At 39.3% G+C, this 16,929-nt stretch carries 18 protein-coding genes and 1 pseudogene; 6 read left to right on the top strand and 13 right to left on the bottom strand.

Annotated elements, in window-relative coordinates; translation table 11 throughout:
- Nucleotides 1-129: 129 nt before the first annotated feature.
- From AC2JBO_RS24720 to AC2JBO_RS24735, 4 genes are all read right to left on the bottom strand, one after another.
- Nucleotides 130-3,243 (bottom strand): efflux RND transporter permease subunit, encoded by a 3,114-nt coding sequence (locus AC2JBO_RS24720; RefSeq protein ID WP_496956285.1) that lies wholly within the window; start codon nucleotides 3,241-3,243, stop codon nucleotides 130-132.
- Complete coding sequence (locus AC2JBO_RS24725) at nucleotides 3,230-4,681, bottom strand: efflux RND transporter periplasmic adaptor subunit (RefSeq protein WP_496956286.1); 1,452 nt, start codon at nucleotides 4,679-4,681, stop codon at nucleotides 3,230-3,232. Before AC2JBO_RS24725 ends, AC2JBO_RS24720 begins: the two co-directional genes overlap by 14 nt.
- Before the next feature lie 261 nt (nucleotides 4,682-4,942).
- The gene (locus AC2JBO_RS24730) at nucleotides 4,943-5,422 is read right to left on the bottom strand and encodes a Spy/CpxP family protein refolding chaperone (protein ID WP_496956287.1); all 480 of its coding nucleotides are present in this window, start codon (nucleotides 5,420-5,422) and stop codon (nucleotides 4,943-4,945) included.
- Nucleotides 5,423-5,618: 196 nt separating this feature from the next.
- Complete coding sequence (locus AC2JBO_RS24735; protein WP_496956288.1) at nucleotides 5,619-5,831, bottom strand: hypothetical protein; 213 nt, start codon at nucleotides 5,829-5,831, stop codon at nucleotides 5,619-5,621.
- A gap of 331 nt (nucleotides 5,832-6,162) precedes the next feature.
- On the opposite strand from AC2JBO_RS24735, the gene AC2JBO_RS24740 reads away from it, so the two are divergent.
- Nucleotides 6,163-6,327: a hypothetical protein gene (locus tag AC2JBO_RS24740; RefSeq protein WP_496956289.1), complete on the top strand. Its 165-nt coding sequence runs from the start codon at nucleotides 6,163-6,165 to the stop codon at nucleotides 6,325-6,327.
- A 197-nt stretch (nucleotides 6,328-6,524) separates the two neighbouring features.
- On the opposite strand, the gene AC2JBO_RS24745 is transcribed toward AC2JBO_RS24740, so the two are convergent.
- The 3 genes from AC2JBO_RS24745 to ruvC form a co-directional block, all read right to left on the bottom strand.
- On the bottom strand, nucleotides 6,525-7,496 hold the full coding sequence (locus AC2JBO_RS24745) for an extracellular catalytic domain type 1 short-chain-length polyhydroxyalkanoate depolymerase (protein ID WP_496956290.1): 972 nt from the start codon (nucleotides 7,494-7,496) through the stop codon (nucleotides 6,525-6,527).
- 147 nt (nucleotides 7,497-7,643) lie between these two features.
- Complete coding sequence (locus AC2JBO_RS24750; protein ID WP_496956291.1) at nucleotides 7,644-7,976, bottom strand: hypothetical protein; 333 nt, start codon at nucleotides 7,974-7,976, stop codon at nucleotides 7,644-7,646.
- A gap of 786 nt (nucleotides 7,977-8,762) precedes the next feature.
- Nucleotides 8,763-9,254 (bottom strand): crossover junction endodeoxyribonuclease RuvC, encoded by a 492-nt coding sequence (ruvC, locus tag AC2JBO_RS24755; RefSeq protein ID WP_496956292.1) that lies wholly within the window; start codon nucleotides 9,252-9,254, stop codon nucleotides 8,763-8,765.
- Nucleotides 9,255-9,431: 177 nt separating this feature from the next.
- Here ruvC and AC2JBO_RS24760 point away from each other — a divergent pair, with 177 nt between their 5' ends.
- Together AC2JBO_RS24760 and tsaE are read left to right on the top strand one after the other, a co-directional pair.
- Nucleotides 9,432-10,793: a gluconeogenesis factor YvcK family protein gene (locus AC2JBO_RS24760; protein ID WP_496956293.1), complete on the top strand. Its 1,362-nt coding sequence runs from the start codon at nucleotides 9,432-9,434 to the stop codon at nucleotides 10,791-10,793.
- Between the two features lie 162 nt (nucleotides 10,794-10,955).
- Nucleotides 10,956-11,402, top strand: a complete 447-nt coding sequence (gene tsaE / locus AC2JBO_RS24765; RefSeq protein ID WP_496956294.1) for a tRNA (adenosine(37)-N6)-threonylcarbamoyltransferase complex ATPase subunit type 1 TsaE — start codon at nucleotides 10,956-10,958, stop codon at nucleotides 11,400-11,402.
- 796 nt (nucleotides 11,403-12,198) lie between these two features.
- Here the strand turns inward: tsaE and AC2JBO_RS24770 are convergent.
- Nucleotides 12,199-12,396 (bottom strand): pentapeptide repeat-containing protein, encoded by a 198-nt coding sequence (locus AC2JBO_RS24770; RefSeq protein ID WP_496956295.1) that lies wholly within the window; start codon nucleotides 12,394-12,396, stop codon nucleotides 12,199-12,201.
- Nucleotides 12,397-12,604: 208 nt separating this feature from the next.
- Nucleotides 12,605-12,853, bottom strand: coding sequence for a pentapeptide repeat-containing protein (locus AC2JBO_RS24775; protein ID WP_496956296.1), 249 nt, complete (start codon nucleotides 12,851-12,853; stop codon nucleotides 12,605-12,607).
- Nucleotides 12,854-12,894: 41 nt separating this feature from the next.
- Here AC2JBO_RS24775 and AC2JBO_RS24780 point away from each other — a divergent pair, with 41 nt between their 5' ends.
- Nucleotides 12,895-13,071, top strand: a complete 177-nt coding sequence (locus AC2JBO_RS24780; RefSeq protein ID WP_496956297.1) for a hypothetical protein — start codon at nucleotides 12,895-12,897, stop codon at nucleotides 13,069-13,071.
- A 183-nt stretch (nucleotides 13,072-13,254) separates the two neighbouring features.
- Here AC2JBO_RS24780 and AC2JBO_RS24785 read toward each other — a convergent pair.
- The 4 genes and pseudogenes from AC2JBO_RS24785 to AC2JBO_RS24800 all read right to left on the bottom strand — a co-directional run.
- Nucleotides 13,255-13,686: pseudogene (locus AC2JBO_RS24785) on the bottom strand (DUF4231 domain-containing protein); the annotation flags it as partial.
- 90 nt (nucleotides 13,687-13,776) lie between these two features.
- Nucleotides 13,777-14,028: a CHASE2 domain-containing protein gene (locus tag AC2JBO_RS24790; protein WP_496956298.1), complete on the bottom strand. Its 252-nt coding sequence runs from the start codon at nucleotides 14,026-14,028 to the stop codon at nucleotides 13,777-13,779.
- Entirely contained in the window at nucleotides 14,021-14,302 is a 282-nt protein-coding gene (locus tag AC2JBO_RS24795; RefSeq protein ID WP_496956299.1) for a hypothetical protein, read from the bottom strand. Before AC2JBO_RS24795 ends, AC2JBO_RS24790 begins: the two co-directional genes overlap by 8 nt.
- A 75-nt stretch (nucleotides 14,303-14,377) precedes the next feature.
- Entirely contained in the window at nucleotides 14,378-15,628 is a 1,251-nt protein-coding gene (locus AC2JBO_RS24800; RefSeq protein ID WP_496956300.1) for a glycosyltransferase, read from the bottom strand.
- Between the two features lie 170 nt (nucleotides 15,629-15,798).
- Between AC2JBO_RS24800 and AC2JBO_RS24805 the strand changes: the two genes are divergently transcribed.
- Nucleotides 15,799-15,954 carry a hypothetical protein gene (locus AC2JBO_RS24805; protein WP_496956301.1) on the top strand — a complete coding sequence of 52 codons (156 nt, stop codon included), beginning with the start codon at nucleotides 15,799-15,801 and terminating at the stop codon, nucleotides 15,952-15,954.
- 14 nt (nucleotides 15,955-15,968) lie between these two features.
- Nucleotides 15,969-16,775: a Uma2 family endonuclease gene (locus AC2JBO_RS24810; RefSeq protein ID WP_496956302.1), complete on the top strand. Its 807-nt coding sequence runs from the start codon at nucleotides 15,969-15,971 to the stop codon at nucleotides 16,773-16,775.
- Nucleotides 16,776-16,929 lie beyond the last annotated feature (154 nt).

The following is a 16,929-nucleotide window of genomic DNA, read 5'->3' on the forward strand; positions in this document are numbered from 1 at the left end:
TGTTGCTTACTTAACGTATTAATGGTGCGTGAAAGCACTGTATTTGGCGTTACATTGCTTGATGGTAATAGCTTTCACACACCCTACCCCAATTTATTGGTGCCTCAAAATGCGTGAAATAGTGACATTCTATCCTACGGTTTGTGTCCTTTGTGGTTTATTCCTCTTAGTAAAGTGTTTACGTGCAGCTTCCATGTAAGTGAAGAAGACGGGTGTTATATATAGCGTTAAAAACTGTGAAAATACTAGTCCTCCTACTACGGCTATACCTAATGGGCGCCTAACTTCGGAACCTGCTCCTACACCCAGTGCTATTGGTAATGTGCCCATTAATGCTGCCATTGTGGTCATCATGATAGGACGAAACCTTACTAAGGAAGCTTGGTATATTGCATCTCTAGGTGTTTTGCCTTCGTTTCGCTGTGCTTCTACTGCAAAGTCTACCATCATAATCCCGTTTTTCTTGACGATACCGACTAGTAATATAATGCCGATAAAGGAGTAAACGTTTAATTCGACTCCAAATAGTAAGAGTGTTAGTAAGGCGCCGAATCCTGCTGATGGTAAGCCTGATAGAATTGTGATGGGGTGGATAAAGTCTTCGTACAAGACACCCAATACTAAATAGATTACAAAGATGGCTATTACTAAGAGTAATCCTAAGCTTGGTAATGACTCTTGGAATACTTGCGAGGCGCCTTGATATTGATATGTAACTCCTGATGGTACTGTGGCATTCACTATATTCTCAATGGCGTTATTCGCTTTATCTAAGGATACACCCGGCGCCAGGTTAAAGGAAATTGTCGCCGCGTTCATTTGACCAAAATGGTTAATCATTAATGGTGTAACCGTTTGGGTTAATGTGGCAATGCTACTTAGTGGTACTGCTTGCCCGGTGCTGGAATTTATATACAGTTTTAATAAGGCGTTAGGGTCTTGTTGGTATTCGGGTTGTAGTTCTAAAATAACTTCGTATTCGTTGCTTGTACCGTAGATGGTGGATACTTGGTAGGAACCGTAAGCGTTTCTTAATACTGTTTCTATTTGTTGTGCTGTTATTCCTAGTGTTGTTGCTTGGTCACGGTTGATGTTTACTTTGATTTGTGAGGTTAATTGTAAGTCGCTATTAACGTCTTGAATTTCTGGTCTAGTTTTTAGTTGCGTAACGAGTTGCGGTATATACTGACTTAATGTACTATCGTTGGGTGTTTGGAATGTTAGCTGGTAAAGTCCGGTTGACTGCTGTGTACCAACGGGTATGGCAGGTGGGTTTTGTAGATAAACTTGTGTTCCTGGAACTGATGTTAATTTGGTACGCAGTTGTTGGACAACCTCATCTGCACTATTTGGACGCTGCGCGCGCGGTTTGAGACGAATAAATAAGTTACCTGTGTTTCCTGCTTGTACTCCTGAACTTCCACTTGCGCTGGTGCTTCCCCCGATAGTCGCGTTGACTGCTCCGACGTTGGGGTTTTGACTAATTAATTTAGAAACTTCTTGTTGGTGCTGTACTAAGTTATCAAAGGATATATCTTGCGCTGCTTGCACAGTACCAATAATTTGTCCGGTGTCTTCGCTAGGTATAAAGCCTTTTGGTACGATGATAAATAAATATATTGTGACGATAAATATTACACCTGACAATATCATTGCCGTTCTATGGTACTTCAGTACGCCCTTCAAACTCCAATCGTATACGTTTAGCAAGCCATCAAATACAGCTTCGGAAGCTTGATATAATCGACTTCGGCGCCCATGTTGAGGTGGACGAACAAAGCGACTACATAGCATTGGGGTTAATGAAAGTGATACGAACCCTGATACTAATATAGATACGGCGATGGTAACGGCAAATTCATGAAATAATCTTCCCAATAGTCCGTTCATGAACAGCATTGGAATAAATACTGCTACCAATGATATTGTCATTGATAAAATAGTAAAGCTGATTTCCTTTGAACCGTTTAATGCTGCTTCCAGAGGCGCCTCTCCCATTTCCATATGACGGATAATATTCTCTAGCATCACGATGGCATCATCTACGACGAAACCTACCGATAACGTTAATGCCATTAACGAAAGGTTGTCGAGAGAATATCCCAGGAAGTACATTACTGCGAATGTACCTATCAGTGAAACTGGTAGGGCTAAACTTGGAATGAAGGTTGCTGAGAGATTGCGGAGGAATAAGAAAATTACTAAGATAACTAAGCCAATTGTGAGCAGCAGTGTGAAGCGTACATCATTTACTGAATCTGTAATTGACTCGGAAGCATCGTAGAGAATACCGACTCGAATGGAACCGGGAATTTGTGATTGTAAATCAGGTAGTAGCTTTTTGATGGTGTCCACTACTTCTACGGTGTTTGTTCCTGGTTGGCGCCGAATTGCGAGAATTAACGCTTGCTCGTTATTATACCAACTGGCAACTTTATTATTTTGAACACTATCAATAACATTACCAAGCTGGTTGAGATAAATGGGGGTGCCGTTACGGTAAGCTACGATGAGCGCGCGGTATGCTGCTGCATCCTTTAATTGACCGTTAGCTTGAATTGTTCGACTTTTGTAAGTTCCGGTAAGACTTCCTGTGGGTAAGTCAACGTTACCTTGTTGAATGCTGCTTTGAATTTGGTCGAGTCCAACTTGGTATGTCGCTAACTTTTGTGGGTCGAGTTGCACCCGAACAGCATATTTTTGTGAACCGTAAACTTGTACTTGAGCAACACCGTTGATGGTAGATAATTTCTCTGCTATATAAGTTTCGGTAAAATCGTTGACTTTTGATAATAGTAAGGTTGGAGAGTCAATATATAGATATAGTATTGGTTGGTCGGCTGGGTTTACTTTGCTGTAGGTTGGAGGGTTTGGTAAATCTTTGGGTATTTGTCCTCCTATTGCCGAAAGTGCAGCTTGAACATCTTGTGCAGCGTCATCAATATTGCGGTTGAGGTCAAACTGAAGCGTTATTTGAGTGCTACCCATTGCTGAGGTTGACGAAAGCGTTGATAAACCTGGAATTGCTGAAAACTGCTTTTCCATTGGTCGTGTTACCGATGATGCCATTGTTTCGGCACTGGCGCCAGGTCTTGAGGCGGTAACTTGAATTGTGGGAAAATCAACGTTGGGTAAGTCACTAATTGGTAGTAAGCGATAAGCCATAAACCCAAAGATGACAATGCTGACCATGACAAGCGTTGTCATGATGGGACGCTTAATGTACAACTCAGAAAGATTCATTTAAAATATCTCCTTGTTGCTTTTGTCCACCGTTTATATTTGTTTTAATTTGTACCTTGCTACCATCAACCAGGTTTGACTGACCGTCGATGACAACTGTATCCCCAGATTTGACACCTTGTGTAATTTCATCAAAACCGTTATAGCTATCACCAGTTGTGACAGGTACATTTTTGGCTTTGTTCGTATCAGTATCAACTACAAACACAAACTTACCGTTTGGACCTTGTTGAACTGCTTGAGAAGGAACAGTTGTTGCATTCTGTTTGGTTGTGAGAGTTAATGTTGCGTTTACATATTGTCCGGGGAAGAGATTTTCTTCGGCATTATCAAAAGTGCCGATTAATTGAATAGTACCTGTGGTTTGGTCTACGGTATTATTTACGAAGTTCAGTAAACCTGATATGGTACGCTTGCTATTGGGAAAATTGACACTAACTGGTAATTTGCTTCCCGACTCATACTTTTGGATTAAAGACAAGTCTTTTTCGGGAATTGAGAAAGAAACTTGAATTGGACGAATTTGATTGATTTTAACTAAAGGAGTGGTGTTGTTGTTAGCTTGAACAACATTACCTTGGGTCACGAGAATGTCACCCGCGCGTCCATCAATGGGAGAATAGATTTTGGTATAGGTTGCTTGAACAGTAGCAGCTTTTAGTGCTGCTTGGTCACTACTAAGCACACTTTGGGCATTTTGAATTGCAGCTTGGTCAACACCTAATTGTGATTGAGCATTCGCTATTGCTTGTTTATCAGCATTCAAACCAGCACTCGCAGCTTTTGCGTTAGCTTGATATTGCTGTGTATCTGCCTGAGTAACGGCGCCTTGCTTGTATAATGAAGTATACCGATTACTTTGTGCTTGAGCGTATACAGATTGTGCTTGGTCTTTAGCAAGATTTGCTTTGGCTTGTTCTACGAGTGTTAAATCTTTTTGGTAAGTTGCCCTTGCTTGTTGTATTTGTGCTAAATCTTTTTGTATAGTGCCTTTTACCTGGTCGATAGCAGCATTTTGAGTACGTGGGTCTAATGTAAATAGTAATTGACCTTTTTTAACATCCTGTCCTTTTTTAAAGAATATTCCAGTTATTTGTCCACCAGCTTGTGGTGTAACAGAAACAGTATTATAAGCTTGGACATTACCAATAGCTTGTAACTGGACGGGAATACTTTTAGTTGTAGCTTGGGCTACTAAAACTGGCACGTTTCTTAGTCTAGCGCTGCGAGATGGTTTTTCTTGTTTCGGTTTGGTAATATTATGGGTAACACCTACACCAATACCGCCGATTACAAGTAAAGTAGCCAATGTAAAAAGAGCTTTTCCAAACTTTCTTTTTTTTGTGTTGGGAACGGCGCCAGAAACTATACCATCAGAAGTATCTTTGCGTGTATCATTCGGAATATCTTGGGGAATATTATCGATTTTATCGAGCATTGGAACCCTCTGGTGAGTTAATCAAGTTGAATTTCATTTATTTAACACTATAAAGATTTGTAATACTATATATATATATATATATTGGCTCTAGTATATGTAAAAGATGTGACAAGCCTGTTAAAACTATTTGTCTTTAATATGTAAAATCTTGGCAACGGATGTAACGGATGTAACGGATAGTAAGTAGGGGTGGGCATTGCCCACCTTACAATTTACTAGATGTATAAAATACACAAAAAATTACACAAATAAACAATGTTAATTAGAATCAGATTGAGGTTTAGACGCGCGCTGTTGTTTCATTTTCGCTTGCTGTTCAGGAGTGAGAAGAGCTTGAAACTGTTGACGTTGAGCTTTTAATATTTCACGGACTTTTTGCTTTTGGTTGTCATTAAGATTAAGTTCGCGTAGAGTTTTCATTGTAGACTTAGCATCTGCGGAAGCTGCATTAAACTTAGCTTGCTGGTCTAGAGTCAAAATGGGAAGTATTTTTGCTCTGCTTTGTTCTCTAATTTTTGTCATTTCTGACTTTTGAGCATCAGTCAAGTTTAGGTCTGCGTATCTATCTGCTCTTTGTGTTGATACACCACTATCTGAAGTGTTTGATGCTTGCTCTGTTGAAGCACCTGTACTAGCAGATGCATTTGGTGATGATTGGCAACCAGTTAAAGCAATAGCTGATACAATAGCAGCGGCGCCGAATATTAGTTTGAAGTTGAATTTGGAATTGAATAACATAAGTATATATCCTTAAGTAATGAATGAATGTATGTATGTATTGGAAACTCAAGTTTATTGCTCGTGTTCAATATAAGATTTTTTGAGGAGCAATACATGCGAAGAAAGTAACCTGTTAACCATGACTAAAGTCACAATATGTATTTTTCCCTCACGATGAAATAAAGCTTTCTTCCAACGACTGAAAACCCATCCTCTAGGATTTTCTTTTGTCGAACATGAAAACAACCTCCTCACGTAAAGGATGTCGTTGTCCAATTTGTATAGAAAGTTCATCTGCTAATACTGATTTTGGCAGTAAAGTTACAAGACCAAGTGGAACTGCCATCATCGCTATGGTTATATTAAGGACACGCTTGATCATTTTACCTCCGAAGCTAGGTTGAGTTTCAATTAAAACTCGTAACATAAATACACAAGGTTTGCTTTATATGCTTAACTATAACTGTCATGGTTTGATAGGTGCATCAGAAGAAAGTCACTTTCTAAATATGACTAAAGTCATCTGAAGATATACTCAAAACCTCTCCTTGGGGGAGAGGAGAGTCTATGTACTTATACTTGGCTGTTAGAGCTTGTTTGAAAAGTATAAAATTAAACTATATCCTTAAAAAATCCACCCACAGAGCGCTCTTTAAGTAAAGGCGCCTATTCGTTCTTTTGGTGTGTTCTCTTCTCTTCTTTCTTCCTTTGCGACCTTTGCGTCCTTTGCGGTTCGTTTTTCCAACACCACAAAATTAATGACACAGACCACTATGTTCTTCGTTTCAATCATGGACTGCCTAATGATGTATGAAGTAATTTTGTCATCTGAAGCACAAGAGGTTTACGCTTCGGCAGAGCAAGCTTTAGCAAAGAAAATAGTTATTGTAAATACAATTCTTTATCGAGGTGATGCATATTAAATTATTGTGATACCGTTCTTTTCCCCCTTGTTAAGTCGGTGCGTGACGCTACAAGTTCTATTACTAAGCACTCCGTTTTGTTATAGCGTCACGTACCCTACAATTCTTTTCCCCATGTTAAGCATCAATCTATAGAAACAGACGTATAGGCATAAGTAAATATACTGTTAAATTCAAATAATAGATTAAAATAAATATTACTGTGTAAGACTATGACGTGCGAAGAAATTCCAAATGGTTTCGGTTGAGTTTAAACCTAAGTCTTTATTAAACTTATTTACACTTTCATCATTTGAGGCGCCACCATACCACTGATGTCCACCTTTAATTACAGCTAATTGTAAAACTTCAGAATTCTTTTGGCAATTATTGTAGGCGAAAGTTTTAACCTTAGAATCACTGCTATCATTATCAGGAGTATAAGCGACATTTTCTACATTAGACTGCGAACATTGATTTTGGTCTCTCCAAAATTTGAAAGCATCTGGAACTGGTAATAAGGCGCCTTTTTGCGATGGTTCATCACCTTGATAATGTACTGATTGGTCATTTGTACCATTTATCATCAACATTGATACAGATGACTGGGGTTGACACTCCTGTAAACGCGCGATAGGAAGGGAACCAGCGACAGAGGCGAAAGCTGCTATTTTATCAGATAATTCGCACGCTAATACTTGAGCAAATATACCACCTTTAGAAAAGCCTGTAGCATAAATTCTATTACTATCAATATTTTTTACTTGTTGTAGATGATTTATTAAATTATTTACAAATACTATATCATTAATATTCTTATTGTTCTGCTGTTTCAGCTTCCACTTATGGTCTATACCGTCTGGATAAACGACGATGAAACCTTTTTGTTCAGCTAATTTATTAAATTCGGAAACATCACTTATAGAACGCCCACTTCCTCCGTCTCCATGAAACACTAATACTAGTGGCATCGGACGGTTGGGGTTGTAAGACGAAGGTGTATATATATAGTAGCTACGCGATAAATTTTGGTCTGTTAACTTTTCATAACTGGCACCCTCCGTGCCCACTGTCGGTCTGACTTCTTGTGCGCGAAGTGATTGACAAGCCGTAATTATACCAATTGACATTAAACAAATTACAAATTTCTTAGATGCCCAAAAACGATGACGGCTGTTTTGACTATTCATAATGACTGTATTTTATTTCATATTTACCTGACTTATTTTAGTAAAAGTAGAGACGCAGTGACTGTATCGCGCCCCTACAATTAGGTATCGACTGACACTGAAAACTGATGCGTTACTGACTCAAGTAGATGCGCCTAATACTTTTAATTAGCGACGGTAAACCCAGTGACCATCAACCAAAACTCTGCGTCCTTGGTAACGACGAGCTTCTTCACGACGGCGAATTTCTGCACGGCGCGCTTCTTCACGACGAATTTCTGCACGACGCGCTTCTTCGCGACGAATTTCTGCACGACGCGCTTCTTCGCGACGAATTTCTGCACGACGAATTTCTTCACGGCGAGTTTCTGTACGGCGCCCATTATAGTCTCGTTGAGCAACAACAATAGGAGCATGAGACTCTGCGGCTGCTGGTTTTGCAGCTAATGCTGAAATCAAGAGTGGAAGTCCAAGTAAAGCTGCGGCTATAGCACGTTTCATTGTTTAATTACCAAACGAGTAAGTTTACACCTTCAAAACTGCTCTGATTTGTATACAATTAGATTTTTGGGTTTATGCACTTAATCAAAAATGTAATATTGGATATATACCGTTAAAGTATACGTTTTACTTTATTTAACTATATCTAATTGTTCAGCTTGTTTTCTCAGGTAATTACACTGTAGAACTTTGAATCTAAAAAAACATGAGCTAAAAGTCATCACTTATGTATGACTAAAGTAATGGTCAATATATATAGCATTCTCCGCATGGGCTTTTACACTGCACATTCAGGCGCCTCTTACTTAAGAAAGCAAACTATACTAATCAGCAAAATATATAAATAGGTAGATTAATATTTTGAGTCATATTAAACCTCAAGCTTTTTATATTTCCGGAGATTTAAGCTTAAAGATAGAAAGTGAAGTTGTGCCAATACTGCGTAGGTTTTGACATGAACTTAAAATATATCCCCCTAAATCCGCCTTTTTTCCCCTCTTTGTGTACGAGTGCGACGAGCGTGGTTTATTCTTTTAAAGAACGACGCTCGTCACATAAACCGAAGGTTTTCCCGAAGGGTAGAACACGAAGAAAGAGAAGAAAAGTAACTTAGTGATCCGTGTCCGACGTTTTGGTGTGTTGTAGCATATCTGTCCCAGATGTGCGTCCGGTCAGGCGAGACACCGTGAGCCTACCTAATTTAATGACATAGAACATAAGTTCTTACTAGCGACAAGCTTTTGGAGTAATGTTAGGTAGCATTTCCCAATTTAGGATAGATTTGATTTAGATTTGATACAAAGCTGTTAACGCTATGGCTAACGCATCTGCTGCATCATCGGGTTTGGGAACGACATCTAAATTTAACTGCTGTGCGACGGCTTCTTGAACTTCGTATTTTTCGGCATTGCCATACCCAGTTATTGTGTGCTTAACTTGCTTGGGCGCAAACTCAACATACGGAAGTTTGTGCTGCGCGAGTACTAACATAATGACACCGCGCGCTTGGGCGACTAAGATAGTGTTTCCCATTCGATAGAAAAACAATTGTTCTATCGCAACTAAATCTGGCTTAATTTCCTCTACCAGTACATGCAAATCATCAAACAAAGTACACAAGCGCGTTCCCGTTTCTGTACCAGCTTCAGTGCAAATTACGCCAAAGTCCAGCATTTTCACGGTTGCGTCTTGGATTTTACTGTGGTTTGTTGTGTACGAGATGGCGCCGAAGCCTAAAATGGCAAGTCCTGGGTCTAGTCCGAGAATACGCTTTTCCATTAATTTTTAATTTACAAATACTAGAAATCAATATAAATTGCAATATTGGCAACTTATATTTTGTGGTTTTGGTCTAATAGGATTTATAAATGTAGTAATTCTACACTCGGCGTTTAAAGCATGTAGTGTAAATTTTTTGTTAATCATTGTTTAAACCACTGAAGAGTAAATGCTGATATGTCAATCGGTTTTATAAAACAAGCCCTCAACACTCTGCGAACTCAGTCGCGTCGTCGCACCTCCCACCGCGTAAACCAGTGGTTCAAATGGTTGTCCCCTGGACTCTCAGTTAAGCGCTGGTTATTAATTAGTATCAGTGGTGTGGTACTTGGCTTTTTGGGACTGGCAATTTCGATTCGACTGACTCCGATTTTTTGGGCAATTGAATTGATCAGAAATTTCCTTGGTAAAATCACAGATATTGTACCCTACTATATTAGTGGACCTGTGGTTTTGCTGTTCGGACTGCTGTTGCTACTTTGGGGGCAAACCCGCACTGTTACCTCCATTACTTCAGTATTGCGACACGGCGCCGAGGATGAACTTGTTGATGTCCTACTCGCGCACCGTCGATTATATAGAGGACCCAAAATAGTTGTGATTGGTGGCGGTACTGGTCTTTCAACTTTACTACGAGGACTTAAGAGTTATAGTGCTAATATTACCGCAATTGTTACAGTTGGTGACGATGGTGGTTCTTCTGGTAGACTGCGCCAAGAATTTGGTATGCTGCCACCTGGCGACATTCGTAAATGTTTAACGGCGTTAGCGGACGAAGAAAAACTCCTGACTGAGTTATTTGAATATCGTTTTAGTAACGGTGATGGGTTAAGCGGTCATAGTTTTGGTAATTTGTTTTTAACGGCACTCAGTGAAATTACTGGAGATTTAGAACGCGCGGTTGCGGCAAGTTCTAAAGTTTTGGCTATTCGCGGACAAGTACTACCAGCAACGCTTAGTGATATTCGCTTATGGGCTGAACTATCGGATGGGCGCCGTATAGAGGGTGAATCAAAAATCACCGAAGCAAAGGGTACAATAGTTGACTTTGGATGTACTCCAGTTGAACCAAAAGCATTACCCGCAGCAGTCAAAGCAATCAAAGAAGCTGATTATATTATTATGGGCCCGGGTAGTTTATACACGAGCGTCATTCCCAACTTATTAGTACCACAAATAGCTGATGCGATTGCAGCAGCAGATGTACCACGTATTTACGTTTGTAACATTATGACGCAACCTGGTGAAACTCAAGGCTACTCTGTCTCCGAACATATTAAAGCAATTGACAAAGCTTGCGGAAGACCGTTATTTAACGCAGTCCTCGTCCACAAAAAATCTCCTTCAGAACGCGCGCTTGTGCGTTATGCTCAGGGTAACTCACACCCCGTCTTTCTAGACCGAGAAGACGTTACTAAGTTGGGACGAAGAATTGTGCTAGCAAACATTATGCACGAAGATGATAAAGGCTGTGTTCGTCATGACTCACAGCGACTTGCTCGTGTACTGTTACGCTGGTATAGTGGCGCCAGAGTGTAGAGACGTGACATGTCGCGTCTATACAGGAGTGAGGAGTTAGGAGTTGGGAGTGTATTTGAATATTGAATTTTAAAGTTAAAATAACAAAACTAATAAAACGCACGTTAAATAATCATCTTTAATTCTTTCCTCTTTTCCCACTTCCCCTTTCACCTTTCCCCAATGATAAAACTACCGCTGAATAATGCACAATTCACACATGAGTTAGGAGTAAAACTCGGTTGTTCTTTACCTGCTTCGAGTGTTATTTTACTGGAAGGAGATTTAGGAGCAGGTAAAACGACTTTGGTTAAAGGAATTGGTGAAGGTTTAGGCATTACTGACCCAATAGTCAGTCCAACTTTTACTTTGATCAATGAATATACCGAAGCGCGTATTCCACTATATCACCTTGACTTGTATCGTTTAGACGAAAACGAAGTCATTGCACTTAACGTTGAAACTTATTGGGAAGGTGTCGAAATTACACCAGGAATTGTAGCTATCGAGTGGGCTGAACGAATGCCTTATAAACCAGATAGTTATATAAGCATCTATTTAACATATACCAGTGAAGGACGCGAAGTCACAATTACCCCCTTCAATTGTGTACTTGATATCACTTTATAAGCAATTACGCGGCGCCTCAAAAATCTCATCAATCTTACCCATTACAACAAAAGTAATGTGATTTATACTTAGAGACAAGGTGTATTATCTTGCTATAGACTATGCATGTCTAATTAAATTCATAAGTACTAACATGTGTACTAACTTTACTAAATTATGATCAAAAACATTGTATATTTTTTTACTAAGCAAATACCAGAATATATTGGCACCAAATTCCAACGTCAAGAAAAGCCAAAAGAAAAATGTGAAAAAAGCAATTGGATTGAAGATTTTGATGAACGGGAAAGAAATAGTCAGTAAAAGTGTATAAGATACATAGATATCTTATTTTTCGATTAACTCGCTCAGGTGCGTGCTAAAATACCGTTGGTATAAACCTAGTGCAACAAGGCAAAAGTCAAAAGCGAAAAGGCACTCATAAAAAACCTTATTTTACAAGCTTTGCACGCTTTTTGAACTGGATAGTTATTTTAACCAAACTGCACTAGTACAGTTACCAGAATATTGTCAACTCTTAATTGCTTTGCTATTCAAAGTTATCCCATTTTGGCGCGCGCAACAAACCTCCTAAAGTTATCAGCAAACAAAATGTAGCAGCTTTACCTAATTTAGGTAATATTAAACTAGTTATGATAATCATTATTTTTTCTAAAAGTTTCAGAAATAATTAACACTATACTTATACCTGAACAGTTGGTTATCTAGTAATCTTAAGATATTTTTTATATTTTTAAAGCATTTTTTGAAGAAATATATTAGTTTCATGTATTGACTTTTTTAAACATGTGCGGTATTAATTAGCGCCTTTCAATATTGCTTCAAGTAACTGCGCTCCCTCAAAGTCAACTCGTTGTAATTGAGCATTACACAGAATTGCATTTTCCCAATTAGTATAGCTAAGGCAAGCATCATCTAAATTGGCATCTGTAAAATCAGTTTCTTTCAAAATCGCTTTGAAAAAATTAGCCCCACTTAAATTAGCTCCTTTCAAAATTGCTCCCGTAACTCACATCTTGCGCCAACGTATTAATACTGAATTTTTGTGTATTTAATAAACATTAGGTTTTATCAATAACACGGAAAATAAAGCTTTTTAGCCTGCGTAGGCAGAGAGAAGTTGGCGGTGTCGGCTTCCGTCCCGCCAAACTTCGGGGCTTTGTTCGTATAGTCCCACCCTTCTAGGGTGTAGGTGCAAGATATCAGGTAAGCTGCGCCTCTGTAAGTTGTGCCTGTTTTAAGCAGGCAAACTCTAACGTGGCATGATGCAATTGGGCGCCACTCAGATTAGCGCTAATTAAAATTGCTCTGTTTAAATTCGCCCAAGACAAAGAGGCACGCAATAAGTTTACCTGGCTCAAATTCGCACCCTCTAAATTAGCTCGATTCAAATCAGCCCAAACTAGAAGACCACCAGTCAAGTCAATCCACCTTAAATTTGCACCACTCAAACAGGAACGAGTTTGAGCAACTGGTCGCCCTCAGAGGTAGCTTGACTGACCGCCAAGCTTTAATAGAACATTTCGAGTCCTTCAGCGCCCGACTTCAAACTGAACTCGATAATGCACAATGTGTTAACCCTAATAAATTCTCACCTTGGGTGCGAAATTATTTACGGACAAACGCAGAAGTCGAAGAGGAAGATAGAGAACTTTGTGATGAAATCTAATTTCAGCTAAAATACTTTTTATAAAACCCACAACTAACCGTTCCTTGCTGATCCTCTAAATTTATTAACCCAAAACTTTTTAGCTTAAATCCTAGTTCCTTAGTTAGTTTTTGAATACAATGCACGCAGAGAAGACGTTACATGTAACGTCTCTACGATGCGCGCCAATTTTATAGGTAGAAATTATTGGACAGTTTTCAACTCCTGATTTGACTCAGCAGGCCAATTAGCTGGCGCCTCCTCTTTTAGCTGTACTTGGTTTCCTTGGACTTGCTTCAAGTGAATATTGTTGACCTGGTTAATAAAGTTTTCTATACCGCTTTTTGCCTTTTGTGTACATTGATTTTCGTCGGCTAAATCGTAGCAACGGTAAAGCGAAGTCACTCCTAAAACAAATTTCTCTTGTTCCGCTTCTAATAATTCAACGGTTTCGTTGGCAGAAATCCAATTCTCCTGAAAAGGGAATGAGGTGACTATACTCGCAACGATAGAAGCGATAGCTGGACAGATTACGGGCAGCCACTTCAACCATGATATCCCAGCTTCCAATTTGTCTACTAAGACAAGAATTGGTGTAACTCCTGAGAATACAACAGTTGCTAATTGCAAGCTATAGCCGCACTTAATATCTGACTGGTAATATTAGCATCAATAAATACTCCTGCCATCCGCTTTGGGAACTCAAAATTTGATTACTGTAGGGTGTTAAAAAAAGTCATTGGTGCTTTCAGCCGTTGAGCCAATCAAAATAATTTTATCACGTACTGAATCTGGTGATAAACGATTGGCTAATAAATCGGTTATTGAAAAGGTTTGGAACTGTTTTTGAGTACCATAATAGTTTAGCAATATTTGATAACCTCCTTCATCAGCGCGCACATATCCGCCATCGGATGCTGCAAAGGGAATAAGGATGGCTTTTCCTATTTGCATTTTATTATTTAATATGTTAGTCAAAAAAAACACTAATATATTCACCAGCATCAAATCCTGTTTGTTCACCAGTCTTCATAAAGTGTTCAAGTTCCATTTGGAAATGTTCCATCTCAAAACCCGTTAAGTCGATAGGTTTCGCTTTGAGTGGAGTTTTCTTGACTATTCGCGCTTGGTATGCATTCAAATCTATATTATCGAGACATTGTACGGCGCCATTTTGTAACAGTCTCAAATATTCTTGCTTTGCCAAACTCCAGTAACAGCCAAGCAAAACTATATAAAATCTACGAGCCATAGTTTTTACAATGATAATAAATAAATTCAGACTACCATTCCTCTGCGCGCTTGAGTGCTTCTTTAGTAAAAAAAGTTAAAGCTGCTGCTCAATAGCATCACAAGCAACACAAACTCCGTTCTCTATTTTAATTAAACGTGCTATTTCTGCAGCTTTGGTAACATAATGCTGATTATCTAATAACTCGCATAACTCTTTAGCAGCGCGCGGCGCCGTATATTGATTACGTTGAATAGTGCGAGATGTTCCCAAACGCTTTGCTCGTGCCGCGTTATCTGGTTGGTCATGGGAATAAGGCACAATTAAAGTTGGGCGCCCTGAACGTAAAGCTTGGGCAGTCGTTCCAATTCCCCCTTGATGTACAATTGCACAAGCATAAGGAAAAATCTGCGAATAAGGCACATAATCGATAGCCAAAATATTATCTGGCAGATTTTCACACAACATATTCTTACCAACCAACAAAATAGCACGACGGTTTAATTGCTTGGCTGCTTGAATACTTTCTTGATAAAAACTACCAGGCGCCATCACTGCTGCTGAACCAAGCGTAAAAATAATTGGCGCCTCACCCGAATCTAAAAATTGTTTGAGTTTATCTGTAAATTCCATAACCAGACTACCATCATAAAAGGTAAACCCTGTCATTAGAGTTTGAGAGTACCAATCAGGTTGAGGTTTTATAAAAATAGGAGAGAATAAAGCAAGTGTTAAATAAGGTGAATATTTGTCGTCAATTATTGGATTACCATGTAATGGCGGTAATCCTAATTCTTTTCGTAGTTGATGAATAGGTTGTGCCCAAGACCTAGTAATAAATTTACTAAAATTCACGACTCCTCGATTGACTCCAACACCTAACACACGTAAATTTGATAAAAAGGGAAACTCCGCGCGGACAGGAGGGTCGTAAGCAGAGAAAAATGAAGTCGGTTGTAAAACGCACAATGCCCACTTAATTCCTAACTTTTCTGCAACAAGTCGTGCTGCATAAACTGCTTCCCCTGCAACGATGAAGTCTGCGTTCAATGCAGCATTCATCAAATCTATATAAGTATCGCGTAAATTTGCAGTCAGCCATTTAATAATATATTTTGCTCCTGTTCTCAAATCCATAACGCGCGCCATTCCTTCGGGGTTATCAAGAGCAGTGGTATCTGGACGCATTGGATAAAACTCAAATTCCAAAGCTTCTATTTTGGCTCGATATGAGTTGTGCGTTGCAAACACAACATCATGACCACGTTTACGTAGTGAGAGCGCAATTGCTATTTTAGGATGTAAGTCACCCAAAGAACCCACTGTAGTTATAACAATTCGACTCACACCGCACTCCCCTTAGTTAAAAACATTTCGTTAAGGATAATGCATTATTTGTTCCACATCACTTAATTAAAAGTGACAGTAGATTTTCTGTCACAAATGTACTTTAGTATTCATGTACTTTACAGTATTTTGTAACTAACTTAATTTTCAACCCTTCAAATATCTACATTATGATGTCCAGGTACTGCATTTACGACTTGACTGCACAGTCGAATATAACTCAAGCTTTAGCGACTCAGAGAATAGGCGCCGAGAAATCGCTTGATGAAGCTGTAACGTATAATATAATAGTACATGAGTTTCAAACAGATTGTGTGGCGCGATGACCACAGTGGATATTATGACACCCCAAACGGCAGAAATAGCTCCAGATTTAGTAAACGACTCACCAGAAGAGTGGCAACCGCCAATGCCACCAACAGACTTAATATTTGATGACGGAGAACCCTTGGAAAGTAGTCGCCACCGTGTCGCAATGAATACGTTAATTCGTTCTATCCGGCATCACTTTGCAGGACGAAATAACTATTTTGTTGGCGGCAATATGTTTATTTACTATAGCAGCAAGCAAGCTAGAGACCGGGATTTTAAAGGGCCAGACTTTTTCGTGGTATTGGACGTACCACCTGACCCAGCACGTTTGGGTTGGGTTGTTTGGGAAGAAAACGGACGTTACCCTGATATGATTGTTGAGTTGCTTTCCGATTCTACAGAAGCTAACGACTTGGGAGAAAAGAAAGCACTTTACGAAAAAGTGTTCAAAAACAAAGATTATTTTGTTTTTCATCCTTTCAAGGTCAACTCATTACAAGGATGGCGCCTTGATAATTATAAAGGTTACACACCAATCGAAGAAAATCCCTCTGGATGGTTGTGGTGTGAAAGTTTACAGTTGTGGCTAGGAACTTGGAAAGGTGTCATTGAGGATGACGATGCAGTTTGGCTAAGGTTTTATGATGAAGTTGGAAATTTGGTTTTGTTACCAGAAGAAGCTGAACAACAACGCGCTAATGCTGAACAACAACGCGCGGATGCTGAACGTCAGGCAAGGTTGAATGCCGTACCTCAATTATTGCAAATGGGGTTAAGTGCAGAACAAGTTGCACAAGCTCTCTCTTTAACAGTAGAAGAAGTGCAATCTTTGTAAAGAAACTGGGGAGTCATATCATGTCCGGGTACATAACCATAATAAAACCTTCGTAGAGACCGAATTAATACGGTCTCTACATATCGGGAATTATGGGTAATCAACCGGACATGATATCACACAAAATCATGAGTTGGTGCGTGACGCTACAAGT

The sequence above is a fragment of the Calothrix sp. CBUCES-K 9914 genome, assembly GCF_059640475.1.

What these genes read in the sequence shown, in the direction of transcription:
- AC2JBO_RS24720 (WP_496956285.1), bottom strand. Translation starts at nt 3,243, where the DNA reads ATGAATCTTTCTGAGTTGTACATTAAGCGTCCCATCATGACAACGCTT.
- AC2JBO_RS24725 (WP_496956286.1), bottom strand. Translation starts at nt 4,681, where the DNA reads ATGCTCGATAAAATCGATAATATTCCCCAAGATATTCCGAATGATACA.
- AC2JBO_RS24730 (WP_496956287.1), bottom strand. Translation starts at nt 5,422, where the DNA reads ATGTTATTCAATTCCAAATTCAACTTCAAACTAATATTCGGCGCCGCT.
- AC2JBO_RS24735 (WP_496956288.1), bottom strand. Translation starts at nt 5,831, where the DNA reads ATGTTACGAGTTTTAATTGAAACTCAACCTAGCTTCGGAGGTAAAATG.
- AC2JBO_RS24740 (WP_496956289.1), top strand. Translation starts at nt 6,163, where the DNA reads ATGACACAGACCACTATGTTCTTCGTTTCAATCATGGACTGCCTAATG.
- AC2JBO_RS24745 (WP_496956290.1), bottom strand. Translation starts at nt 7,496, where the DNA reads ATGAATAGTCAAAACAGCCGTCATCGTTTTTGGGCATCTAAGAAATTT.
- AC2JBO_RS24750 (WP_496956291.1), bottom strand. Translation starts at nt 7,976, where the DNA reads ATGAAACGTGCTATAGCCGCAGCTTTACTTGGACTTCCACTCTTGATT.
- ruvC (WP_496956292.1), bottom strand. Translation starts at nt 9,254, where the DNA reads ATGGAAAAGCGTATTCTCGGACTAGACCCAGGACTTGCCATTTTAGGC.
- AC2JBO_RS24760 (WP_496956293.1), top strand. Translation starts at nt 9,432, where the DNA reads ATGTCAATCGGTTTTATAAAACAAGCCCTCAACACTCTGCGAACTCAG.
- tsaE (WP_496956294.1), top strand. Translation starts at nt 10,956, where the DNA reads ATGATAAAACTACCGCTGAATAATGCACAATTCACACATGAGTTAGGA.
- AC2JBO_RS24795 (WP_496956299.1), bottom strand. Translation starts at nt 14,302, where the DNA reads ATGGCTCGTAGATTTTATATAGTTTTGCTTGGCTGTTACTGGAGTTTG.
- AC2JBO_RS24805 (WP_496956301.1), top strand. Translation starts at nt 15,799, where the DNA reads ATGATGTCCAGGTACTGCATTTACGACTTGACTGCACAGTCGAATATA.
- AC2JBO_RS24810 (WP_496956302.1), top strand. Translation starts at nt 15,969, where the DNA reads ATGACACCCCAAACGGCAGAAATAGCTCCAGATTTAGTAAACGACTCA.